The organism is Bradyrhizobium sp. LLZ17 (assembly GCF_041200145.1).
Lineage (GTDB): Bacteria > Pseudomonadota > Alphaproteobacteria > Rhizobiales > Xanthobacteraceae > Bradyrhizobium.
Genome location: NZ_CP165734.1, coordinates 4677298 through 4698181 on the forward strand (window position 1 = coordinate 4677298; position 20884 = coordinate 4698181).

The 20884-nt window shown below is 64.1% G+C and carries 24 protein-coding genes and 2 pseudogenes; 15 read left to right on the forward strand and 11 right to left on the reverse strand.

Features of this window, described 5'->3' with window-relative positions:
* Positions 1–64 precede the first annotated feature (64 nt).
* The 6 genes from rpsP to AB8Z38_RS22500 all read left to right on the forward strand — a co-directional run bounded on the left by rpsP (position 65) and on the right by AB8Z38_RS22500 (position 4447).
* Positions 65–397 carry a 30S ribosomal protein S16 gene (rpsP, locus tag AB8Z38_RS22475; RefSeq protein WP_369719985.1) on the forward strand — a complete coding sequence of 111 codons (333 nt, stop codon included), beginning with the start codon at positions 65–67 and terminating at the stop codon, positions 395–397.
* Positions 398–406: 9 nt separating this feature from the next.
* A complete protein-coding gene (gene rimM, locus AB8Z38_RS22480) occupies positions 407–964 on the forward strand; it encodes a ribosome maturation factor RimM (RefSeq protein WP_369719986.1) in 558 nt (185 codons plus the stop codon).
* A gap of 126 nt (positions 965–1090) precedes the next feature.
* Positions 1091–1834, forward strand: a complete 744-nt coding sequence (trmD, locus tag AB8Z38_RS22485) for a tRNA (guanosine(37)-N1)-methyltransferase TrmD (protein WP_369719987.1) — start codon at positions 1091–1093, stop codon at positions 1832–1834.
* A gap of 109 nt (positions 1835–1943) precedes the next feature.
* Positions 1944–2327 carry a 50S ribosomal protein L19 gene (rplS, locus tag AB8Z38_RS22490; RefSeq protein ID WP_369719988.1) on the forward strand — a complete coding sequence of 128 codons (384 nt, stop codon included), beginning with the start codon at positions 1944–1946 and terminating at the stop codon, positions 2325–2327.
* 411 nt (positions 2328–2738) lie between these two features.
* Positions 2739–4145 (forward strand): 3-isopropylmalate dehydratase large subunit, encoded by a 1407-nt coding sequence (gene leuC / locus AB8Z38_RS22495; RefSeq protein WP_369719989.1) that lies wholly within the window; start codon positions 2739–2741, stop codon positions 4143–4145.
* A 92-nt stretch (positions 4146–4237) separates the two neighbouring features.
* On the forward strand, positions 4238–4447 hold the full coding sequence (locus tag AB8Z38_RS22500) for a hypothetical protein (RefSeq protein ID WP_369719990.1): 210 nt from the start codon (positions 4238–4240) through the stop codon (positions 4445–4447).
* 60 nt (positions 4448–4507) lie between these two features.
* Here the strand turns inward: AB8Z38_RS22500 and AB8Z38_RS22505 are convergent, their stop codons facing one another.
* From AB8Z38_RS22505 to AB8Z38_RS22515, 3 genes are all read right to left on the reverse strand, one after another.
* Positions 4508–5071 (reverse strand): hypothetical protein, encoded by a 564-nt coding sequence (locus tag AB8Z38_RS22505; protein WP_369719991.1) that lies wholly within the window; start codon positions 5069–5071, stop codon positions 4508–4510.
* Positions 5072–5219: 148 nt separating this feature from the next.
* Positions 5220–5483, reverse strand: coding sequence for a hypothetical protein (locus AB8Z38_RS22510; RefSeq protein ID WP_369719992.1), 264 nt, complete (start codon positions 5481–5483; stop codon positions 5220–5222).
* A gap of 30 nt (positions 5484–5513) precedes the next feature.
* A complete protein-coding gene (locus AB8Z38_RS22515; RefSeq protein ID WP_369726575.1) occupies positions 5514–5798 on the reverse strand; it encodes a hypothetical protein in 285 nt (94 codons plus the stop codon).
* A 155-nt stretch (positions 5799–5953) separates the two neighbouring features.
* On the opposite strand from AB8Z38_RS22515, the gene AB8Z38_RS22520 reads away from it, so the two are divergent.
* The 4 genes from AB8Z38_RS22520 to AB8Z38_RS22535 all read left to right on the forward strand — a co-directional run bounded on the left by AB8Z38_RS22520 (position 5954) and on the right by AB8Z38_RS22535 (position 8809).
* Positions 5954–6352, forward strand: a complete 399-nt coding sequence (locus AB8Z38_RS22520) for a metallopeptidase family protein (protein WP_369719993.1) — start codon at positions 5954–5956, stop codon at positions 6350–6352.
* Positions 6353–6654: 302 nt separating this feature from the next.
* Positions 6655–7260, forward strand: a complete 606-nt coding sequence (gene leuD / locus AB8Z38_RS22525) for a 3-isopropylmalate dehydratase small subunit (RefSeq protein ID WP_369719994.1) — start codon at positions 6655–6657, stop codon at positions 7258–7260.
* An 81-nt stretch (positions 7261–7341) separates the two neighbouring features.
* A complete protein-coding gene (locus AB8Z38_RS22530) occupies positions 7342–8127 on the forward strand; it encodes a hypothetical protein (RefSeq protein ID WP_369719995.1) in 786 nt (261 codons plus the stop codon).
* A gap of 268 nt (positions 8128–8395) precedes the next feature.
* Positions 8396–8809: a hypothetical protein gene (locus AB8Z38_RS22535; RefSeq protein WP_369719996.1), complete on the forward strand. Its 414-nt coding sequence runs from the start codon at positions 8396–8398 to the stop codon at positions 8807–8809.
* 40 nt (positions 8810–8849) lie between these two features.
* On the opposite strand, the gene AB8Z38_RS22540 is transcribed toward AB8Z38_RS22535, so the two are convergent.
* Complete coding sequence (locus AB8Z38_RS22540; protein ID WP_369719997.1) at positions 8850–10013, reverse strand: MFS transporter; 1164 nt, start codon at positions 10011–10013, stop codon at positions 8850–8852.
* An 87-nt stretch (positions 10014–10100) separates the two neighbouring features.
* Between AB8Z38_RS22540 and AB8Z38_RS22545 the strand changes: the two are divergent.
* Positions 10101–10281: pseudogene (locus AB8Z38_RS22545) on the forward strand (hypothetical protein); the annotation flags it as partial.
* 385 nt (positions 10282–10666) lie between these two features.
* Here AB8Z38_RS22545 and AB8Z38_RS22550 read toward each other — a convergent pair.
* On the reverse strand, positions 10667–11548 hold the full coding sequence (locus AB8Z38_RS22550; protein WP_369719998.1) for a CoA ester lyase: 882 nt from the start codon (positions 11546–11548) through the stop codon (positions 10667–10669).
* A gap of 111 nt (positions 11549–11659) precedes the next feature.
* Between AB8Z38_RS22550 and AB8Z38_RS22555 the strand changes: the two genes are divergently transcribed.
* Entirely contained in the window at positions 11660–12304 is a 645-nt protein-coding gene (locus tag AB8Z38_RS22555; RefSeq protein ID WP_369719999.1) for a carbonic anhydrase, read from the forward strand.
* Positions 12305–12592: 288 nt separating this feature from the next.
* Here the strand turns inward: AB8Z38_RS22555 and AB8Z38_RS22560 are convergent, their stop codons facing one another.
* Positions 12593–13627: an aspartate-semialdehyde dehydrogenase gene (locus AB8Z38_RS22560; protein ID WP_369720000.1), complete on the reverse strand. Its 1035-nt coding sequence runs from the start codon at positions 13625–13627 to the stop codon at positions 12593–12595.
* Between the two features lie 116 nt (positions 13628–13743).
* On the opposite strand from AB8Z38_RS22560, the pseudogene AB8Z38_RS22565 reads away from it, so the two are divergent.
* Both AB8Z38_RS22565 and AB8Z38_RS22570 read left to right on the forward strand, forming a co-directional pair.
* Positions 13744–14212 (forward strand): annotated as a pseudogene (locus AB8Z38_RS22565) (hypothetical protein).
* A gap of 181 nt (positions 14213–14393) precedes the next feature.
* Complete coding sequence (locus tag AB8Z38_RS22570; RefSeq protein ID WP_369720001.1) at positions 14394–14792, forward strand: hypothetical protein; 399 nt, start codon at positions 14394–14396, stop codon at positions 14790–14792.
* A gap of 179 nt (positions 14793–14971) precedes the next feature.
* Here AB8Z38_RS22570 and leuB read toward each other — a convergent pair whose 3' ends face one another.
* Positions 14972–16084 carry a 3-isopropylmalate dehydrogenase gene (gene leuB, locus AB8Z38_RS22575; protein WP_369720002.1) on the reverse strand — a complete coding sequence of 371 codons (1113 nt, stop codon included), beginning with the start codon at positions 16082–16084 and terminating at the stop codon, positions 14972–14974.
* A 172-nt stretch (positions 16085–16256) separates the two neighbouring features.
* Here leuB and AB8Z38_RS22580 point away from each other — a divergent pair, with 172 nt between their 5' ends.
* On the forward strand, positions 16257–17444 hold the full coding sequence (locus AB8Z38_RS22580) for a YbfB/YjiJ family MFS transporter (protein ID WP_369720003.1): 1188 nt from the start codon (positions 16257–16259) through the stop codon (positions 17442–17444).
* Positions 17445–17580: 136 nt separating this feature from the next.
* On the opposite strand, the gene AB8Z38_RS22585 is transcribed toward AB8Z38_RS22580, so the two are convergent.
* From AB8Z38_RS22585 to AB8Z38_RS22600, 4 genes are all read right to left on the reverse strand, one after another.
* Positions 17581–18363, reverse strand: coding sequence for a molybdopterin-binding protein (locus AB8Z38_RS22585; RefSeq protein WP_369720004.1), 783 nt, complete (start codon positions 18361–18363; stop codon positions 17581–17583).
* Positions 18364–18378: 15 nt separating this feature from the next.
* On the reverse strand, positions 18379–19008 hold the full coding sequence (locus tag AB8Z38_RS22590) for a cytochrome b/b6 domain-containing protein (RefSeq protein WP_369720005.1): 630 nt from the start codon (positions 19006–19008) through the stop codon (positions 18379–18381).
* 181 nt (positions 19009–19189) lie between these two features.
* Positions 19190–19744, reverse strand: a complete 555-nt coding sequence (locus AB8Z38_RS22595) for a fasciclin domain-containing protein (protein ID WP_369720006.1) — start codon at positions 19742–19744, stop codon at positions 19190–19192.
* 304 nt (positions 19745–20048) lie between these two features.
* A complete protein-coding gene (locus AB8Z38_RS22600) occupies positions 20049–20810 on the reverse strand; it encodes an SDR family oxidoreductase (RefSeq protein ID WP_369720007.1) in 762 nt (253 codons plus the stop codon).
* Positions 20811–20884 lie beyond the last annotated feature (74 nt).

Sequence of the window (20884 nt, forward strand, 5' to 3'; positions counted from 1 at the left end):
CGCGCTTCGCGCGCCCCGGAATGACGAACCAACCTTTGAATTAACAGCTACTCAGGAGAACCAGATGTCCGTCGTTATCCGCCTCGCCCGTGCAGGCACCAAGAAGCGCCCCGTCTATCACGTCGTCGTCGCCGATCTGCGCTTTCCGCGCGATGGCCGCTTCATCGAGCGTCTCGGCTATTTCAATCCGCTCCTGCCGAAGGACAACGAGACCCGGCTGAAGCTCGACATGGACAAGGTGAAAGCCTGGCTCGCCAAGGGCGCGCAGCCCTCGGACCGCGTGTCGCGCTTCCTCGATGCCGCCGGTGTCAAGAAGCGCGAAGCGCGCAACAACCCGGAAAAGGCCGTGCCGCGCAAGGAGCGCAAGGCGCAGGCCGAAGCCGCTGCGAAGGCCTGAGGCTAATCGATGCCGGCGCTGATCTGCGTCGCGCGGATCGGCGCCGCGCATGGCGTGCGCGGCGCGGTCAAATTGTGGACCTTCACCGAAGATCCCTTTGCCATCAGGCACTACGGTCCGCTTTCGACCAAGGACGGCAAGCGCCAGTTCGAGCTGGCGCAGGCCCGCGAAGCCAAGGATCATCTGGTCGCGACCTTCAAGGGCGTCACGACCCGCGATGAGGCCGAGCGCCTCAACGGCATCGAGCTCTACATCGCGCGTGAAAAACTGCCCGCGACCGACGAGGGCGAATATTATCACACCGATCTGATCGGGCTCACCGCTGTCACCACGGCGGGCGATGCGCTCGGCCGCGTGCTCGCGATCCACAATTTCGGCGCCGGCGACATCATCGAGATCGCGCCCCCCAAAGGCACGACGATGCTGCTGCCGTTCACCAATGCTGTGGTGCCGGAGGTTGATCTCGCCGGCGGCCGCGTCGTCATCGCGCTGCCGCAGGAGATCGAGGGTGACGAGCGGAACGACAATCCCTCCCCGGGTCGTCCCGGCGAAAGCCGGGACCCATAACCACAGGCCCTGGTTTTTGGCTAAACTGGTGGCTCCGATCATCGCAACACGAAGTGCGGTGTTTATGGGTCCCGGATCTGCGCTCCGCTTCGCTGCGCTTGTCCGGGACGACGAGACTAGGATGCTATGACCAACCCCCCACCCTGGCGCGCGACGGTGCTGACGCTGTTTCCGGAGATGTTTCCGGGGCCGCTTGGCGTCAGCCTGGCCGGACGGGCGCTGGCCTCCGGCCTCTGGGAGATCGAGGCGCGGGACATCCGGGCCTCCGCCACCGATCGCCACCGCAGCGTTGACGACACCCCGGCCGGCGGTGGCCCGGGCATGGTGCTGCGGGCCGACGTTCTGGCGGCGGCGATCGACGCAGCAGAGACCGGGTCCGACCGACCCCGCCTGCTGATGAGCCCGCGCGGTCGGCCATTGACCCAGGCACGCGTCACGGAGCTGGCCCAGGGCCCCGGCCCCCTGATCGTCTGCGGGCGGTTCGAGGGGATCGACCAGCGGGTGATCGATGCACGGCGCCTTGAGGAGGTCTCGATCGGCGATTACGTGCTGTCCGGCGGCGAAATCGCGGCGCTGGCGCTGATCGACGCCTGCGTCCGGCTGCTGCCGGGGGTGATGGGCAAGGAAGCCTCTGGAACCGAAGAGAGCTTCTCCGACGATCTCCTTGAATACCCCCAATATACCCGTCCGCAGCTGTTCGAGGGGGTTCCGATCCCGGAGATCCTGACCTCCGGCGACCATGCCAAGGTGGCAACCTGGCGGCGGGCGGAATCCGAGGCCCTGACGGCGGCCCGGCGGCCGGATTTGTGGGCGAAAGCCCCGAATCGGCCCGGACGTCAAAAAACGCCAAAAAACAAGACAGACGGGTGACAAACGGTCCAGCTTGCCTTATAGCAGCGCCAAATCCGCAAGAGCTGGATAAACGAATTTCGCGCAGCCCCCGTTTCCTAAGGCTGGGCGCGCCGATGGAGATTTACCCATGAACCTGATCCAACAGCTCGAAAAAGAGCAATTCGACAAGCTCTCCGCCGGCAAGGAGATCCCGGAGTTCGGTCCCGGCGATACCGTGATCGTCAACGTGAAGGTGGTCGAAGGCGACCGCACCCGCGTGCAGGCCTATGAAGGCGTCTGCATCGGCCGTTCCGGCGGTGGCCTCAACGAGAGCTTCACCGTGCGCAAGATTTCGTATGGCGAGGGCGTCGAGCGCGTGTTCCCGGTGATGTCACCGATGATCGACTCGATCAAGGTGGTGCGCCGCGGCAAGGTGCGTCGCGCCAAGCTCTATTATCTCCGCAACCTTCGCGGCAAGTCGGCCCGCATCGTCGAGAAGAAGCAGGACCGCCCCACCGCCGTCAACGAGTAAGCTCCGCTTACAGACGAGTTTCGAAAAGCGCGGGGCCAAAGCCCGCGCTTTTTTGTTTGGCCTCCACCGTCATTGCGAGCGCAGTGAAGCAATCCAGAATCGTTCGGCGGAGGGATTCTGGATTGCTTCCTCGCAAGAGCGCCTCGCGATGACGATCGTCGAAGCCTCTCGCGCTTTCACCGCTGCGTGCTATATAATCTCTAGAATGTTTCCAGATCTGACCAGCCTCTCCTCCGCCACGCGCATCGTCATCGACGATCGCTCGCGCTTGCCTGGCCGGTTCTTCGGACGCTTCGCGACTTCGGCAACGTCAGAGCTTAGTCCCGCAGCCTGAAGGCTGCGCTGAAGACAACCATGTTGCCCCGCGCCACCCGCGCTCATCGCTGACACACATTCCCGGAGCTGACGCTCATGTCCAAGCCCACCACACTTTATGACAAGATCTGGAACGACCATCTGGTCCACGAAGCCGAGGATGGCACCTGCCTGCTCTACATCGACCGCCACCTGGTCCACGAGGTGACCTCGCCGCAGGCCTTCGAAGGCCTGCGCGCCACCGGGCGCAAGGTCCACGCGCCGGAGAAGACGCTGGCCGTGGTCGATCACAACGTGCCGACTACCGACCGCAGCAAGCCGAACCCCGACCCTGAAAGCATCGAGCAGATCAAGACGCTGGCCGACAATGCCAAGGAGTTCGGCATCGAATATTACAACGAGTTCGACAAGCGCCAGGGCATCGTCCACGTCATCGGCCCCGAGCAGGGCTTCACGCTGCCGGGCACCACCATCGTCTGCGGTGACAGCCACACCTCGACGCATGGCGCGTTCGGCGCGCTCGCGCACGGCATCGGCACCTCCGAGGTCGAGCACGTGCTGGCGACGCAGACGCTGATCCAGAAAAAGGCCAAGAACATGCGGGTCACCGTCGACGGCAAATTGCCGGACGGCGTGACGGGCAAGGATATCATCCTCGCCATCATCGGCGAGATCGGCACCGCGGGCGGCACCGGCTACGTGCTGGAATACGCCGGTGACGCGATCCGTGCGCTGTCGATGGAAGGCCGCATGACCGTCTGCAACATGTCGATCGAAGGCGGCGCGCGCGCCGGCCTCGTCGCACCCGACCAGAAGGCGTACGACTTCCTGCGCGATCGTCCCAAGGCACCGAAGGGTGCGGACTGGGACGCGGCGATGCGCTACTGGGAAAAGCTGAGCTCGGACGAGGGCGCGCATTTCGACCACGAGCTGCGGCTCGACGCAGCCAAGCTGCCGCCGATCGTGACCTGGGGCACCAGCCCCGAGGACGTGATCTCGGTGACGGGCTTCGTGCCCGATCCCGACAAGATCGCGGACGAAGCCAAACGTCTCTCCAAGCATCGCGCCTTGAAGTACATGGGCCTGGCCGCGGGCACCAAGATCACCGACATCAAGCTCGACCGTATCTTCATCGGCTCCTGCACCAACGGCCGCATCGAAGATCTGCGCGCCGCCGCCAAGATCGCGGAGGGCAAGCAGGTCTCTGGCCATGTCAACGCCATGGTCGTGCCGGGCTCCGGCATAGTAAAGGAGCAGGCCGAGGCGGAAGGTCTGGACAAGATCTTCATCAAGGCCGGCTTCGAATGGCGCGAGCCGGGCTGCTCGATGTGCCTCGCCATGAACCCGGACAAGCTGAAGCCGGAAGAGCGCTGCGCCTCGACCTCGAACCGCAATTTCGAGGGACGCCAAGGCTTCAAGGGCCGCACCCATCTGGTCTCGCCGGCGATGGCGGCAGCGGCTGCGATCGCGGGCCACTTCGTCGACGTCAGGGAGTGGCGCTGAGCCACTCGCCTGCAATTTGAACGAAAGCGGCAAACCGCCGTTAAGGGGCGTCGCCCACATTGCATCCTCGCGACGGTTCGCGAGGATGCGCCATGGCCAACAAGCCTGAATATGTCGATCTGATCAGCGCGGCGACCCGCCAGCACCGGCGGCGTGCAGCGCCGTTGCGCGTCGTCGCCGAGCCTGAGATCGAAGAGACCTCGCGACTGAGCCGCTGGCCGCCGGCGATGTTCAAGCAGTGGAAGCTCGACAACCTGATGCGGTGGAAACCGGCGTCGTGGAAGCTGAGGGATTGGCTCTGAGCCGCGCGATGAACAAAGGGCGCCCAACGACGCCCTTTTCATTTCGCTTGCTATGCCTGCTCACCAATAGCGGTACGGATGATGCCAGCGGTGCCAATGGTGCCAGTGGCAAATGCGGCGCGGGCCGTAATAGGTCCAGATGATCCGGCAGCGGCGCGGATAGTGATAGTAGGGATAGTAGCCGCCGTAGAAGCGCCGATGGAAGTGGCGATGCCCGTAGAAGGAAGGGCGATAGCCGCCGTAACGGTGGAATCCGCCGTAGTGGCGGAATCCGCCATAGCGATAACCACCGCCGTGAAAGACCGGCGCGGCACGGAAGCCGCCGGCATGGAAGCTGCCGCCGTGGAAGCCGCCGAAATGTGCGCCACCACCGTGGAAGCCACCACCACCGTGGAAACCGCCCCCGCCATGGAAGCCTCCACCACCATGTCCGCCGCCGCCGCCGTAACGAACTTGCGTCGTCATGTCGTCGGGCGCGACCTTCGCGGCCGGCAGCGCCGACGGATTGATCGGCGTCATCGCTTCAGCGCGACGCGCAGTCCCGGCCGACAGCATCAGCGTGGCGATGGCCGCAAGGCCGAGCAAGCGCATCGGGCTTGTCACGGCACTCAAAGTCTTCAGCATGGAACTCTCCCTGAATCTGAACAGCGGAGTTGCGAGGCGCGTTTTATCTCGCGTCATCCCTGTTCATGCGCGGTCGCTCCCAAAGTGAAATAAAGACAGCGACGTGAATGCGTCATGAATGAACGACGCCCGCGCAGCGCGCGTCACGTCACCAAAACGGGCCGTAGCCGAACACGAACGGTGCGGGCACGCCGTAAGGATAGGGACGGTAATACACGGGCCGCGCGTAATAGTGCGGATCAGGACGCCGCGTGTATCGCGCGATGTCGTCGTATCGCGGATGTCGTCGTCCATCGAAAACCGCGCGCCCGGCGGAGGCGTCCGGCAGCTTCGTCACTCGCTGCACGGCGGACGCGTGCGGCAGGGCAGTCGCGAGCCCGGCAACGACGGCCAATGCGATCCATCTCGTCATCGCGACCTCCGCCCGCGCACTGATTCCGGATCAGCCCCGGCGCCAGTAGCAGCTCATACGCGGCACGATTACCGTGCCGCTCGGCCTGAATTCCTGCACATAGGTCGCGTTGCACTCGCGGACCGCATCGGGGCCGGGGTTGTAGCGGGGATAGACGCCGTCCGGGCTATAATAGGGGGTGACGCGCAGGCGGGTCCGGGACCGCGTGCGCGGGGTGTCCGGTGAGCCGGCCTGGGCCAACCGCATTTCAGGCGCGGCCGCCTGGGCTTCGGCGTAGCTTGGGGCGCCGACAAAAAAAGTCGAAAACAACCCCATGCACAGTAGCGTCAGCGCTGTTTTCGCTCGCATTTTACCGCCCACCTGAAACGTCCATCCGAGGCCCCACGCTCCCCGTTTTGGCGGCGCCCGTCAACCTCGCCGCGCTTATAATGGCGGATGCATCGCCGCGGAACCCGGGCTATGAGGAGCGCATGTGGACAGACCTGAAAGCGCCCCCGCTGGCCGAGATGGAAGCGACGGCGCACGACATCTTCGAGCGCCTGCCGGCGGAATTTCGCGGCCTCTGCGACGGCCTGATCATCCGCGTCGACGACTTCCCGACCGAGGAGGTCCTGGACGAGATGGACTGCGAGAGCGAGTTCGACCTGCTCGGCCTGTTCCAGGGCGTCGGCCTGCCCCAGCAGAGCCTTGGCGACGTGGCGCGGCTGCCCAACATGGTTTGGCTCTACCGGCGGCCGATTCTGGACTACTGGGCCGAGCACGACGAGAGCCTCGGCCATATCGTCCGGCACGTCCTGATCCACGAGATCGGCCACCATTTCGGCCTCTCGGATGACGATATGGCCGCGATCGAGGCGCAAGCGGAGTAGAGCGAAGGAGAGGGATTGTCGATCGAGCGGCGGGCTCGCTGCACCTCTCCCGCTTGCGGGAGAGGTCGGTGCGTCCGGGCGATGCGAAGCATCGTCCCGCGCGCCGGGTGAGGGCTTTCTCCTCTGGGGAGTCTCTCTGTGGAGGCAACCCTCTCCCCGACCCTCTCCCGCAAGCGGGAGAGGGGGCGCACCTCGTCCGCGACGTGTAGAGAAGCAGATGAGCCCTGCCGAATTCGGCCTAGGATTCGCTCCCCGTTCGCGATAAATACGCGGTCCCTAGACCACCCCGGGAAAGCGCAACCATGGACAAGTTCACCACGCTGGAAGGCGTCGCGGCGCCGCTGAAGATCATCAATGTCGACACCGACATGATCATTCCGAAGCAGTACCTCAAGACCATCAAGCGCACCGGCCTTGGCAAGGGGCTGTTCTCCGAGCAGCGCTACAAGGATGACGGCAGCGAGAACCCTGATTTCGTCCTCAACCAGCCCGCCTATCGCAATTCCAAGGTGCTGGTCGCCGGCGACAATTTCGGCTGCGGCTCGAGCCGTGAGCACGCGCCCTGGGCGCTGCTCGATTTCGGCATCCGCTGCGTGATCTCGACCTCGTTCGGCGACATCTTCTACAACAACTGCTTCAAAAACGGCATTCTGCCGATCCGCGTCTCGCAGGAAGACCTCGACAAGCTGTTCGACGACGCCGAACGCGGCGCCAACGCGACGTTGACGATCGACCTGCCGAACCAGGAAATCCGCGGTCCCGATGGCGGCACGGTCAAGTTCGAGATCGATCCGTTCCGCAAGCACTGCCTGATGAACGGCCTCGACGACATCGGCCTGACGATGGAGAAGAAGGCCTCGATCGACACCTATGAGGAGAAACTCAAGCGCGAGCGCGCCTGGGCCTGATCTCAAGTTTTTGTTTGAGCCCCGGTGCTGACAGCGCCGGGGCTTTTTCTTTGTCAGCGTTGTCCTCTATAGCTTGCGCCCATGCTGCCTGACATCGTCACCTTCTGGCACGGCCCGATGGACGCCCTGCGCCAGACCTGTCTGCGCTCGCAGCTGGCTGCCGGCCACAAGGTCACGGTCTACAGTTTCGACACCATTCCCGGCCTGCCCGCGGGCATCGGCAACGCGGACGCCGAGGCGATCCTGCCGCATGCGTTCTCCGAACGATTGCGACCGCCGCAGCCGGACGGCAGCTGGCGCGACTGGACCACGCTTCAGTTCAGCGACTTCTTCCGCATGAAGCTGATGGCGAAGGGCCTCGGTCTCTGGCTCGATGCCGACGTGCTGCTGCTCAAGCCCGTCGAGATCGATCCGGCAAAGCCCTATTTCGCGTGGGAGCGGCCGCGCCAGCTCGGCAATTCCGTGATCTACCTTCCGCCTGGGCATGGCATCGTTGCCGCCTTCGAAGAGCTGATGGAGCAGGAGGAGCTGACACCGAACTGGCTGTCGCTGCGCCATCGCGTCACGTTTGCGATGCGCCGCCTGCGCGGCGGCTCGAACCGCCTCTCCGACATCCGCGTCGCGATCTTCGGGCCGGCGGCACTCACCGCGCTCGCGCGCCGCACCGGCGAGCTGCACTGCGCATTGCCGAAGCAATCGTTCTACGCCGTGCATGCTGAGCCAAAACTGTTCTTCGATCCCTCGAGCTATCTCGGCCTCGTCACCGACCGCGACATCATCGGCCTGCACATCTCGCCCAAGGGCCGCGGCGGCGAGAAACCGATCCCGGGCAGCCTGTATGCGTGGGCGACGGAGCGGTTTGGGTAGCTCCGGCGCAAGGTGCGCCCCCTCGCCCGCTTGCGGGAGAGGGTTGGGGAGAGGGTGTCTCCACAACGGGACAATCCCGAGAGGCGAAAACCCTCACCCGGCGCGCGGGACGATGCTTCGCATCGCCCGGACGGCGCGACCTCTCCCGCAAGCGGGAGAGGTGCGGCGGAGGCCGCGGCGGCATTATCGCTATTTGATCCAGCGCAACGCGCTCCTGCATCATTGTGCCTAACCTTGCTCCAATACCGCGATCCGAATGGAGCTTCGCATGAGCACCGCAAGCAGGCCTTATCCTATCGTCCAAGGTCTCATCGAGTCCTTTGCCGGCTGGCTGAAGCATCGCCGCGAGCTCAACGAGATGCGGCAGCTCGACCGCACGGAATTCGACCGCATCGCGAATGACCTGCGGGTCTCGCCTGACGATCTCGAAGAGCTGGTCCGTCACGGCCACCACGCCGCCGACGAACTGCCGAAGATGCTGAAGCAGCTCGGCATCGGCGAAGAGCATCTCGGTCGTGTCCAGCCGCTGCTGCTGCGCGACATGGAGCGGGTCTGCGCGCTGTGCCAGCACAAGGCACAATGCGACCGCGACCTCGCCGACGGCACCGCCGCGGAGAACTACCACGGCTATTGCGGCAACGCCGCGACGCTGGAATCGCTCGATCAGACCGCGACGCACTGAAGGCGCAGCAAAATTCGATAGCCTCCCCAGCAGGGAGCGCTCAGTGTTGCAGGCGGCTGGCAAGCACGAACGCCGGCAATGATACGAGCTGCGCCGCCATCGCGAAGATGACGAGCGCCAGCACCGAGTGCTCATAGAGCAGGCCCGTTACGACGCTGCCGACCAGCCAGCCGACGCCGTAGCCCCCATAAAACAGGCCGAAGGCGAGACTGCGTTTGCCTTCCGGCATCACGGTCGCGACCAGCGCCTTGAGCAGCGTATCCTGCGTGGCATAGCCGATTCCCCACAATACGATGCCGAACAGCGCAGCGCTGAATCCGCCGAAAAACACGAATGGCGAGAACGCGGCGGACAGCAGGACAGCAACGAGCAGGATCGGCAAACCGAACCGGTCGAACAACTTCCCCATCGCGAGGCTGACGATGACACCACATCCGGTCGAGATCGCCAGGAACACCGGAATCCATTGCCCGGTCACGGTTCGCGCCTTGTCGAAATGATATGAAATCAGTTCGAAACTCATGAGCCCCGCAGCAAACAAAGCGCCCGCAACCATGTAACCCCAGAACGCCGGCGAGAAGTCACCGGCGAGCGCCGTCTCCCCCTGTTCGAGCTTCGATGGCACGGGAAATTCGATGCGGGCAGCGACGAGGGAGATGAGCGCTAACAGCGCCGGGACTGCGAGCAGCGCATAGCCGAACTGATAGCTGCCGCGCACCGCGAGCACCGCGGCGATCACGAGCGGCCCGATGGTCGCCCCGGTCTCGTCCAGCGCCGTATTGAGACCGTAGACCCATCCCCGGCCGAGTTCGCCCGTCGTGTACGATATCATCGCCTCGACCGTCGGCTTGCGAATCGCACGACCGACTCGCTCCGCAAGAATCAGCAGAGCTGCCATTTGCCAATTTCCCACCAGCGCCATTGCGGGCACCGCGATCAGATTGATCGCATAGCCGATGAAGGTGATGAACCAAAAGCGCCCGCTTTTGTCGGCGAGATATCCGGAAAATGGCCGCAGCGAGTAGCCGAGAAACTCGCCGCCGCCGGCGGTGATGCTGACCACCGCCGCGCTTGCACCAAGTGTCGCCATGAACGGACCATTGATGCTGCCGCCGCCTTCATACGTGACATCGCCGAACAGATTGACGATGCCCATCGTGAGCACGAACGCAAAGGCCGGAGAGCTTCCTTGCCGGATCTGCATGGGTTAAAGTCTCCGCAATCAGGCGCGCAGCGATCGTCCCAGCCGAACAAGAGCCGTCGTTCAACGGCCGATCGCGGCGATCGGTTCCTGGCGGCGGGCGCGGAGCGGCTCGGATGCGCGCAGCCGCTGCTGCCACGCGACATGGAGCGGGTCTGCTCGCTGTGCCATCACAAGGCACAATGCGACCGCGATCTCGCCGACGGCCGCGGAGAACTATCGCGGCTATTGCGGCAATGCCGCCACGCTGGAATCGCTCAATCACGCTGAGGCGTACGGCTCCCGAAACTCAGGCTTGCGTGTCTGGTGCCGCCATGGTGGACCTCGCCGGACCTGCGCATTCCCTAATGGGCGACAGCGCTGGATTTGCCTGCTATGAATGGCCCCAATCAGGGCACTCTGCGCATGGCCAAGAAGACGTCAGCCGCTCTACTCAGGTACGTCGTCAAATATGAGTTTGGCGACTCTCCGCATTACGGCGCAATTCAGATCAAGGATGGCGATCGGCTAAGTCTCGAAACCCCGCATGGATCGAAGACAGCCACTTTGAATCCAAGATCCGATCTCCACTCCCTCACGATGGTCCTGCTTTTAGAGCTAGGGGCAAAGCTCGTTTCGATCGATAGCCATTCGAGTTAGTCGTCGAGTCGTACGCCTCAGCCCTTCCCCATCGCAGCGATCGCGTCGGCGATCTCGATCGTGCGGCGCGCCATCTCGGCGTGCAGGCGCTCGACCATCGCGCCATCGAGCCGGATCGCGCCGCGCGAGACGTTCTCCGGCAATTCAAACGCCGCGATGATCTTTCGGGCGCGGGCGACGTCCTCTTCGGGCGGCGTGAAGATCGCGTTGCAGGCTTCGATCTGCGAGGGGTGGATCAATGTCTTGCCGTCGAAGCCGAGATCGCGCGCTTGCGCACATTCGGTGGCAAAGCCGTCGGCATTGTTGATGTCGCTGTAGGGCCCGTCGAGGATTTCGAGGCCGTGGGCGCGCGTCGCCAGGATGCAATGGGTGATCATCGGGATCATGGCCGAGCGGCCGGGCAGCATCTTGATCCGCGTCTCGCGCGAGATGTCGTTGGGGCCGAACACGAACCCTGACAGCCGCCGCGCCGGATCGCGGCCGGCGGCGGCCAGCTCCTCGGCGTGCAGCACCGCGCGCGCGGTCTCGATCATCGCCCAGACCTTGACGGTCGGCGCCGAGCCGAGCTCGGCGAGACGCCGGCCGATGCTGTCGAGATCCTCGACGCTGGAAACTTTTGGAACCAGGATGCCGTCCGGCGACGCCTTGGCGGCCATCGCGACGTCATCGCCCCACCATTGCGTGTCGAGGCCGTTGGTCCGGATCAGGACCTCGCGCCTGCCGAACCCCTTGGCGGCGATCGCGGCGGCGATCTGGTCGCGCGCCACCGCTTTGGCATCGGGCGCGACGGAATCCTCGAGGTCCAGGATCAGGCCGTCGGCGGCCAGATTACGCGCCTTTTCCAGCGCGCGGGGGTTGGAGCCGGGCATGAACAAATGGCTGCGGCGCGGGCGGGTCATGCGAGCACTCCTTCCGGTTTCGTCGTCGCACTTCTGACCGAAGCCGATAGCATCTGGCCTGCCTATTCGAAAGGCTTGTTCGCGCTACCGGTATATGATTAGGCATAGGCCATGATCACATTCCCAGAGCACTTGCTGGAAGGCTACAAGGCCTTCGCCACCCAGCGGCTGCCGACCGAGCAGAGCCGCTATCGCGAGCTGTCGGTGAAGGGGCAGTTCCCCGAAGTGATGGTGATCGGCTGCTGCGACAGCCGCGTCTCGCCCGAGGTGATCTTCGACGTCGGCCCGGGCGAGCTGTTCGTCGTCCGCAACATCGCCAATCTGGTGCCGGTGTATCAGCCCGACGCCAACGCGCACGGCGTCTCGGCGGCGCTGGAATATGCCGTGACGGTGCTCAAGGTGAAGCACATCGTGGTGCTCGGGCACGCGCAATGCGGCGGCATCCGCGCCTTCGTCGACAAGATCGAGCCGCTCACACCGGGCGACTTCATCGGCAAATGGATGCAGATGTTCATCAAGCCCGGCGAGGTGGTCGAGCAGCGCGAGCGCGAGACCATGGCGCAATTCATCGAGCGCATCGAAAAGGCCGCGGTGTTCCGCAGCCTGGAAAACCTCATGACCTTCCCGTTCGTGCGCAAGGCGGTCGATGCCGGCCAGATGCAGACGCACGGCGCCTATTTCGGCGTCGCGGAAGGATCGCTGTTCGTGCTGGACAAGGCCGCGAAGGAATTCAAGAGCGTGCGCGACGCGGCGTAAGCCTATCTCGGCTCGGCTGCGCCAAACGAGATCGTCGTCCCGGACAAGCGCAAGCGCAGATCCCGGACCCATCACCCCAGGCTTGTGTTGTCGCGCAAGCTGACAACCACGAATCTTCGCCAAACCACGTCCTGTGGTTATGGATCCCGGATCTACGCGCGCTTTTGGCGCGCTTGTCCGGGATGACGAGAGTGTTGGGATGGATTGCGTGCCCACCACTGCTATGGCGATCGTGGAGAGATGGTGGGCACGGCGCTTTGCGCCTTTGCCCACCCTACGGCAGCGGAGTTACGCCGCTTTCTTCTTCGCGGTGATCAGCTTGCGGTTGATCAGGACTTCCGCGATCTGGATCGCGTTCAGCGCGGCGCCCTTGCGCAGATTGTCGGACACGCACCACAGCACGAGGCCGTTCTCCACGGTCGCGTCCTCGCGGATGCGGCTGATGTAAGTTGCGTCCTCGCCGGCTGCTTCATAGGGCGTGGCGTAGCCGCCGGGCTCGTGCTTGTCGATGACGAGGCAGCCGGGCGCCTTGCGCAGGATGTCGCGCGCTTCGTCCGCGGTGATCGGATTTTCGAACTCGATGTTGACCGCCTCGGAATGTCCGACGAACACCGGCACGCGCACGCAGGTCGCGGAGAGCTTGATCCTGGGATCAAGAATCTTCTTGGTCTCCATCATCATCTTCCACTCTTCCTTCGTGTAGCCGTCCTCCATGAAGACATCGATATGGGGGATGACGTTGAAGGCGATGCGGGTGGGAAACTTCTTACTGACCAGCTCCTGGTTGGTGTAGACGGCCTTGGTCTGCGAGAACAATTCGTCCATCGCATCCTTGCCGGCGCCCGACACCGATTGATAGGTCGAGACCACGACACGCTTGATGGTGGCCTTGTCGTGCAGCGGCTTCAGCGCGACCACGAGCTGCGCGGTCGAGCAGTTCGGGTTGGCGATGATGTTCTTCTTCTTGAAGCCGACCGTGGCGTCCGCGTTCACTTCCGGCACGATCAACGGCACGTCCGGATCCATGCGCCAGGCCGAGGAATTGTCGATCACCACCGTGCCGGCAGCGCCGATCTTGGGCGACCATTCCTTCGACGCCTCGCCGCCCGCCGACATCAGGCAGATGTCGACATCGGAGAAATCATAGTGCTCGAGCGCTTTGACCTTCAGGGTACGGTCGCCATAGGAGACCTCGACGCCGACGCTGCGGCGTGACGCCAGGGCCACCACCTCGTCCGCGGGGAATTTGCGCTCATCGAGAATGTTGAGCATTTCCCGTCCGACATTGCCGGTCGCCCCGACGACTGCGACTTTGTAACCCATCGTTCACTCTCCGAGGAAAAAGCCCTTCCCTGAAGCTGACGCTTAAACAGGAAGAGCAGCGCTTCTATGCGAGAAACGGCCTCAAGACAACGTTGGACCCTGCCTGAAGGCCGTGGATACAGTCGCCTGAGGCCAGCACGGCCGCAACCCCCACCCAGATCCATCTTGCGCTCGCCAACTTCGCCGACGAGGTCGTCGGCACGCTGGCGCGCCTGTTTGCCTATGTGGGGGTCTTGGCGCTGTTTGCCATCCTCGGGCTCGCGGCGCTCGGTCAATTGCCGGACCTGCGTGTTCCGGCCCGGCGCCACGGCGAAGGGGACGCAAACGTGCCTGGGTTATCTCAAGCGCAACGAAGACCCGGCGCTCCAGATCTCCGGATTCTCCTGCCAGGGTGACACCCTGCCGGCGCAGCGCGCAGCGATCGCCTGCACGCTCAACCGGCTGACGCAGCTCGCCTCGGGCAACGAGCCGAAGCTGGCGGAATTGTTCGCTCATGCCGAGCTCAAGCGCCGGGCTTGTGACCCCGCAGCGTCGTCGGACTGGCTGCTGGGCGCCGCGAACGCACAATTGCGCGGGGCGCTCTGACCGGCATCAGGCCCAAATGGCGCCCCCTGCGAATGGCTCAAGTGACTGGTTCTCATGCAACTTTTGCCGGGGCGCGCGATTATTCCGCGCTGGTGTGACCCAATAGACCTAGTTGCAACGGCCTCGGCCGGGCTAGTATGGGGCGAAATCGATTGGCGGCTTGCCGCCTGAAGGGGACGTGATGAGCTCGAAATTCTCTGCCGCGAACAAATTGGCGATCTGGCTTGCGGCAGGCGCCGTCATTGCCATGTCCTCTGCCATGGGTTTCGCGACGCCGGCTTCGGCCGACGTCAAGACGAAGCGTTACGACGATCGCGGCCGACACTATTACGGGCCGAGCGGCCCCAACGCGGTGTATCAGCAGGGCCCGCGCACCCGCATCTACGTGAGCAAGCGCTCCTGGCTCGACGGCGGCACCGAGGTCAATCCGGGCGACCGCAAGTTCTCCGACTACGCGTTTCCGCCGGCCGTGGGTTATCCCTCGTTCGCGCGCGAAAACCTCAACCGCCCGATCGATCGTCAGCCGCTGCCGACGCCGGCCGATCTCGGCGGCTATCCGCAGAATTTCCCGCTGTACTGAAGCGGACGCAGGAGCTGAATCGAATGGCCGGGCTCACGCCCGGCCATTTTGTTTTGAAGGTGCTGTAGGGTGGGCAAAGGCGCGCTCTTCGCGCGCCGTGCCCACCATCCTTCGGCAATCGCGAGAGACGTGGTGGGCACGCTTTCGCTTTGCCCACCCTACGGCTGCGGTGTTTGCCGTTACGCGTGCAACTTCTGCAATTCCCTCAGAATCGCTTCGCCCATCTGCGTGGTCGAGGCGGCGATGGTGCCTTCCGACTTGATGTCGGCGGTGCGCAGGCCGCTGGCGAGCACCGCTGATATCGCGGCATCGATCTTGTCGGCGAGCGCGCCCATGTCGAAGGAATAGCGCAGCGCCATGCCGAAGGACGAGATCATCGCGATCGGATTGGCGAGACCTTGGCCTGCGATATCGGGCGCCGAACCGTGCACGGGCTCGTACAGCGCCTTGCGCTTCTTGCTCTTGACGTCGACCTCGCCGAGCGAGGCTGACGGCAGCATGCCGAGCGAGCCGGTCAGCATCGCCGCGATGTCGGACAGCATGTCGCCGAACAGATTGTCGGTGACGATGACGTCGAACTGCTTCGGCCACTTCACCAGCATCATGCCGCCGGAATCGGCGAGCTGGTGCTCGAGCGTGACGTCAGGATATTCGCGCTTGTGGACCTGGGTCACGACCTCGTTCCAGAGCACGCCCGACTTCATGACGTTGCGCTTCTCCATCGACGTCACCTTGTTCTTGCGTTTCTTGGCAAGCTCGAAGGCGACGCGGGCGATGCGCTCGATCTCATAGGTGTCGTAGACCTGGGTATCGATGGCGCGCTTCTGGCCATTGCCGAGATCGGTGATGGTCTTGGGCTCGCCGAAATAGACGCCGCCGGTGAGCTCGCGCACGATCATGATGTCGAGGCCTTCGACCGCCTCGCGCTTCAGGCTGGAAGCGTCCGCCAGCGCCGGGTAGCAGACCGCCGGGCGCAAATTGGCGAACAAAGCGAGATCCTTGCGCAGCCGGAGCAGGCCCGCTTCAGGCCGCACCTCGTAGGGGACGGCATCCCACTTCGGACCGCCGACTGCGCCGAAGATCACGGCGTCGGCATCCTTGGCCTTGGCCATATCGCCCTCGGAGATCGACACCTTGTGGGCGTCATAGGCGGAGCCGCCGACCAGACCCATATCGGTCTCGAATTTGGCGATGCCGGCTGAATTGAGCCAGTCGATCAGCCGCTTCACCTCGCCCATCACTTCCGGGCCGATACCGTCGCCGGGAAGCAGCAGCAGCTTGTGGGTCGCCATGACGTTCTTCCTCCGTTTCGTCATGCCCCGACACACGGCCGGGCATGACGGCGCTCTTGAATTTCGGCCGGAGTGCTAGAGCGGCGTTGCGTACTTGGCAAGACACCATTGCCGCTTCGGTTCTGTGCAAGGCGGGCAGGGCCTGCCACACTGCGCATGCCGGAGTACCCCTTTGCACGCACCTGACTGCCCCCCGCTCGCACACCCCGCGCGGCTGATCCTGACCCTATCGCTGGCTGCGACGGTCGGGCTCGGCATCGGCCGCTTTGCCTATGCCCTGGTGCTGCCGGACATGCGGGAAGACCTCGGCTGGTCCTATTCGGCGGCCGGTTTCATGAACACCATCAACGCCGTCGGCTACCTCGCAGGCGCGCTGGTGGCATCCCGCCTGATCCAGCGCGTCGGCTGGTCGGCCGCGATCCGCGGCGGAACCCTGGCCTGCGTCGCCGCGCTCGCGACTTGCGCGCTGACCGGGAATTTTGTCGCACTGAGCCTGGCGCGTCTCGTGCTGGGCGTTGGCGCCGCGGCCGGTTTCGTCGCCGGCGGCGCGCTGGCCGCTTCCATCGCGCAGTCGCGCCCGGAGCGGGCCAATTTCCTGCTCAGCCTGTTCTATGCCGGGCCCGGCATCGGCATTCTCGCCTCCGGGCTGATCGCCCCGTTCACGCTGCAATATTTCGGGCCGGGCTCGTGGTGGATAGTGTGGTGGGCGATGACCCTGCTGTCCGCCGTCATGACCGTGCCGCTGTTCCTGGTCCGCATCGAGAGCGGCGTGCGTTTCTCGCAAGGCGGCCACGGCGCCTTCGCGATTCTTCCCGTGCTGATCTATCTCGCCGGCTACTTCCTCTTTGGCGCGGGCTACATCGCCTACATGACCTTCATGATCGCCTATGTGCGCGACGGCGGCGGCGGGGCCGCGGCGCAGGCCGGGTTCTGGAGCCTGATTGGCTTGAGCGCGTTCGTCACGCCGTGGGCCTGGCGCGGCGTGCTCGCGCTCGATCGCGGCGGACTGGCCACCGCGATCATTCTCGGCACCAACGCGCTCGGCGCTGCCCTGCCGATGCTCGGGCATTCGCCGGCATGGCTCGCGGTCTCGGCGATTGTGTTCGGCGTCGCCTTCTTCGCCGTGGTCGGTTCGACCACCGCCTTCGTGCGCTTCAACTACCCACCCGAGGTGTGGCCGACCGCGATCGCGGCGATGACGATCTCGTTCGGCGTCGGACAGACGCTCGGCCCCATCGTGGTCGGCGCGATCACGGATGCGCTGGGGAGCTTGAGCTATGCGCTGAATGTGTCGGCCGCGCTGCTGGCGCTCGGGGCGGTGGCGGCGCTGTGTCAGCGCAAGGTGGGATCGGCCGCCTAGCATTGTCGTCCCGGCGAAGGCCGGGACCCATAACCACAGGGAGCAATTTGACGAAGACTGGTCGTTCGGGATTGGCATCTCGCGAAATCGATGGACCTCGCGGTATGGGTCCCGGCCTTCGCCGGGACGAAAACAATCAGCTCCCGCTGAACGAATTATAGCCCTGATCTTCCCAATAGCCGCCCTTGTAGTCGTTGGTGACTTCCATCGACACCACGTATTTCGGGTTCTTGAAGCCGAGCTTGGTCGGCACCCGGATCTTCATCGGGAAGCCGTAGGCGCGCGGCAGGGTCTCGCCGGCGTATTTGAACGTCATCTGGGTCTGCGGATGCAGCGCGGTGCGCATGTCGAGCGGCGAGTTGTAGCCGTCCTTGTCGGCGCACTGGAACCAGACATATTTGGCGCGGGTGTCGGCGCCGATCAGCTTGAGGAAATCGCGCAAGGGCGTGCCGGTCCAGCTGCCGATCGCGCTCCAGCCTTCGACGCAGATATGACGGGTAATCTGGGTGACTTGCGGGAGCTTGTACAACTCCGGAAGCGTCCACGATTTCTTGGTGTCGACGAGGCCGCGCACCTCGAGCTTCCAGGCGTCGCCATCGACCTCCGGCGCGTCATCGAGATCGTAATAGCCGTTGAACGGGAACGGCTTTGTGATCGCGCTTTCCGCGAAGGTCGGCGCCAGCGCGTCGGGATTGAAAATGAAATCCTGCACGGCGTCGTTGAATTTCGAGACCTTCGCCAGCAGCGCATCGGCCGACGACGAATCGACCACATCGCAGCCGGTGAGCAAGGTCAACGCGCCGAGGCTGGCGCCGCCCGCGATGAAGCGGCGGCGGGTGAGGTCCGGCATGGTCTTGATGGAATCCTTGATCAGCAGCCGCTTGTCGACGCCGGGGATCAGGAATGAACGTTTGGCCATTTCTCGGCTTCCTCTTTAGCGACCGACGATCATTGCGCGCAGGCTCTTCGGCACCAAGAGCGCGAGCGCGACATGAACCACCAGGAAGGCGCAGATCGCGGCCATGCAGAAGAAATGGACGTAGCGCGCGGTCGGGTAATCGCCGAACAGCATCACCAGCCAATGCAATTGCACCGGCTTCCAGATCGACAGGCCCGACAGCACGATCAGCACGCCGACCACGATGATGCCGGCATAAAGCGTGCGCTGCACGTAATTGTAGACGCTGAGATCATCATGGCCGAGCTTGAAGGTCAGCGCCGCCCTGACGTCATGGAGCACGCCGGAGGGCGTGATCGGCAGCAGCTTTTTCCGGAAGCGGCCGGTGGCCAGGCCGGTGACGAGATAGGCGAGGCCATTGACCATCAGCAGCCACATTGCCGCAAAGTGCCAGAGCAGGGCGCCGCCGAGCCAGCCGCCCAGCGTGATGTCATGCGAGAAACGGAAGTCGAACAACGGTGAGGCGTTGTAGATTTGCCAGCCCGACATGATCATCAGGATCATGGCCACCGCATTGGTCCAGTGCATCACGCGGACCCAGGCCGGCTGGATCACCTTGGTGGGCTTGGCGCTGACCTGCTCGTCGGTGACTGTGAGGCTCGACATGATGGTTCCGTCCTGGGATCGTGTGTCGCCGAATATACGCCGGTCGGTCCGCTTTCGTTACGCCCTACCCGCAATCAGAATCGATGCCGGCAGGCTATCATGGTCACAAAAAGCGAGCCGGGCACCCCGGCTCGCCGTGTCGCCGCATCCTGTCTCGGGGATGAAACGGGATCGCGCGGGGTTACGTCGCCGGCATCAGCACGGTATCGACCACATGGATCACGCCGTTCGACTGGTTGACGTTGGAGATCGTCACCATCGAGGTGCCGCCCTTGGCGTCGACGATCCAGACCTTGCCGTCCATCTTCTTGACCGTCAGTTCCTCGCCCTCGGCGGTCTTGAGCTTCTTGCCGTCGGTGAGGTCGGAGGCTTCGAGCTTGCCGGGCACGACGTGGTAGGTGAGGATCTTGGTCAGGGTCGCCTTGTTCTCGGGCTTGACCAGGGTGTCGACGGTGCCGGCCGGCAGCTTACCGAAGGCGGCATTGGTCGGCGCGAACACGGTGAACGGGCCCTTGCCTTCAAGCGTCGGCACCAGGCCGGCCGCCTTTACCGCCGCCACCAGCGTGGTGTGGTCCTTCGAATTGACGGCGTTCTGGACGATGTTCTTCGACGGGAACATCGCGGCGCCCCCGACCATGACAGTCTTTTCCTCGGCGCGAACCGGCGCGACGACGGTCGCGGCGATGGCCAGGGCGCTGAAGGCTGCGGCAGTGAGATAGGCAATGCGCTTCGACATGGAGAAACTCCCGATGATTGTGACCGGCGATTGCCGGAATTTGCGTTGGTCAACAACGGCGCCTGCGGCAGTTTGACGTGAAGCAGTCACGCGTCGTTGGTCCGAACTACGGGAGGTTCGGCGAAGCGGTTTCGAACAAAACTTCTTTGTGATGCGTGAAACTAAGCGCGGGGATGTTCGTGTGTGAGCGCCGCCGTCATTGCGAGGAGCGCTTGCGACGAAGCAATCCAGACTGCCGCCGCGGATACATTTGTGGATTGCTTCGCTTCGCTCGCAATGACGAATTCGTGGCTTCGACCGCCTCTCAATCCCTGTTGTGCGGCGTCTGGATGAATCCGCGATTATGCGTCGGGCTGATCAGGAGCTCGTTGATGCAGACGCGCGGCGGCATGCTTGCGATGAAGGCGATGGTGCGGCCGAGGTCTTCAGATTGCAGCATCCTCGCCTGCTCCTCGTCGCTCGGGACCACCGGGCGCTGCTTGAGGATGGGCGTGGCCACCTCGCCCGGCATCAGGCAGCAGGCGCGCAGGCCGTTGACGCATTCGTCCATGTTGAAGGAATGGGTCAATGCCAGCACCGCGTGCTTGGTGGTGGTGTAGGCCGGGCCCGGCATCTTCGAGACATGGCGGCCAGCCCACGACGAGACGTTGATGATCGAGCCGTCCTGCTGCTTGCGCATGGTCGGCAGCACCGCGCGCATGCAATAGAGCACGCCGTTGAGATTGACCTGGACCAGCCTGTCCCAGCCCTCCAGTTCCATGTCCTTCCAGCTCCGCTTCGGAACATTGATGCCGGCGTTGTTCACCAACAGGTCGATCCGGCCATGCTGGGCGACAATCTGGTCGGCCGCCTTCTGGGCCTCAGTGGCGACAGACACGTCCAGCGCGATGGCCTCGGCCGCTCCGCCCGCCTTGGCGATCTTCGCAACGACAGCATCCAGGGCGTCCTTGCGGCGGCCCGAGACCACCACCGTCCAGCCGTCGGCCGCGAGCGCCTCGGCGCCGGCTTCCCCGATCCCGCTCCCCCCGCCCGTCACCCAGGCCACGCGTTTCCCGTTTTTTGTCATGCCAACTGTCTCCGTTGCTTCATTGGGGCGGTTTTTGCTAATCCAGCCCTTGGTTTTGACCGGCCTTGCCAACA

What these genes read in the sequence shown, in the direction of transcription:
- rpsP (WP_369719985.1), top strand. Translation starts at nt 65, where the DNA reads ATGTCCGTCGTTATCCGCCTCGCCCGTGCAGGCACCAAGAAGCGCCCC.
- rimM (WP_369719986.1), top strand. Translation starts at nt 407, where the DNA reads ATGCCGGCGCTGATCTGCGTCGCGCGGATCGGCGCCGCGCATGGCGTG.
- trmD (WP_369719987.1), top strand. Translation starts at nt 1,091, where the DNA reads ATGACCAACCCCCCACCCTGGCGCGCGACGGTGCTGACGCTGTTTCCG.
- rplS (WP_369719988.1), top strand. Translation starts at nt 1,944, where the DNA reads ATGAACCTGATCCAACAGCTCGAAAAAGAGCAATTCGACAAGCTCTCC.
- leuC (WP_369719989.1), top strand. Translation starts at nt 2,739, where the DNA reads ATGTCCAAGCCCACCACACTTTATGACAAGATCTGGAACGACCATCTG.
- AB8Z38_RS22500 (WP_369719990.1), top strand. Translation starts at nt 4,238, where the DNA reads ATGGCCAACAAGCCTGAATATGTCGATCTGATCAGCGCGGCGACCCGC.
- AB8Z38_RS22505 (WP_369719991.1), bottom strand. Translation starts at nt 5,071, where the DNA reads ATGCTGAAGACTTTGAGTGCCGTGACAAGCCCGATGCGCTTGCTCGGC.
- AB8Z38_RS22510 (WP_369719992.1), bottom strand. Translation starts at nt 5,483, where the DNA reads ATGACGAGATGGATCGCATTGGCCGTCGTTGCCGGGCTCGCGACTGCC.
- AB8Z38_RS22515 (WP_369726575.1), bottom strand. Translation starts at nt 5,798, where the DNA reads ATGGGGTTGTTTTCGACTTTTTTTGTCGGCGCCCCAAGCTACGCCGAA.
- AB8Z38_RS22520 (WP_369719993.1), top strand. Translation starts at nt 5,954, where the DNA reads ATGTGGACAGACCTGAAAGCGCCCCCGCTGGCCGAGATGGAAGCGACG.
- leuD (WP_369719994.1), top strand. Translation starts at nt 6,655, where the DNA reads ATGGACAAGTTCACCACGCTGGAAGGCGTCGCGGCGCCGCTGAAGATC.
- AB8Z38_RS22530 (WP_369719995.1), top strand. Translation starts at nt 7,342, where the DNA reads ATGCTGCCTGACATCGTCACCTTCTGGCACGGCCCGATGGACGCCCTG.
- AB8Z38_RS22535 (WP_369719996.1), top strand. Translation starts at nt 8,396, where the DNA reads ATGAGCACCGCAAGCAGGCCTTATCCTATCGTCCAAGGTCTCATCGAG.
- AB8Z38_RS22540 (WP_369719997.1), bottom strand. Translation starts at nt 10,013, where the DNA reads ATGCAGATCCGGCAAGGAAGCTCTCCGGCCTTTGCGTTCGTGCTCACG.
- AB8Z38_RS22550 (WP_369719998.1), bottom strand. Translation starts at nt 11,548, where the DNA reads ATGACCCGCCCGCGCCGCAGCCATTTGTTCATGCCCGGCTCCAACCCC.
- AB8Z38_RS22555 (WP_369719999.1), top strand. Translation starts at nt 11,660, where the DNA reads ATGATCACATTCCCAGAGCACTTGCTGGAAGGCTACAAGGCCTTCGCC.
- AB8Z38_RS22560 (WP_369720000.1), bottom strand. Translation starts at nt 13,627, where the DNA reads ATGGGTTACAAAGTCGCAGTCGTCGGGGCGACCGGCAATGTCGGACGG.
- AB8Z38_RS22570 (WP_369720001.1), top strand. Translation starts at nt 14,394, where the DNA reads ATGAGCTCGAAATTCTCTGCCGCGAACAAATTGGCGATCTGGCTTGCG.
- leuB (WP_369720002.1), bottom strand. Translation starts at nt 16,084, where the DNA reads ATGGCGACCCACAAGCTGCTGCTGCTTCCCGGCGACGGTATCGGCCCG.
- AB8Z38_RS22585 (WP_369720004.1), bottom strand. Translation starts at nt 18,363, where the DNA reads ATGGCCAAACGTTCATTCCTGATCCCCGGCGTCGACAAGCGGCTGCTG.
- AB8Z38_RS22590 (WP_369720005.1), bottom strand. Translation starts at nt 19,008, where the DNA reads ATGTCGAGCCTCACAGTCACCGACGAGCAGGTCAGCGCCAAGCCCACC.
- AB8Z38_RS22595 (WP_369720006.1), bottom strand. Translation starts at nt 19,744, where the DNA reads ATGTCGAAGCGCATTGCCTATCTCACTGCCGCAGCCTTCAGCGCCCTG.
- AB8Z38_RS22600 (WP_369720007.1), bottom strand. Translation starts at nt 20,810, where the DNA reads ATGACAAAAAACGGGAAACGCGTGGCCTGGGTGACGGGCGGGGGGAGC.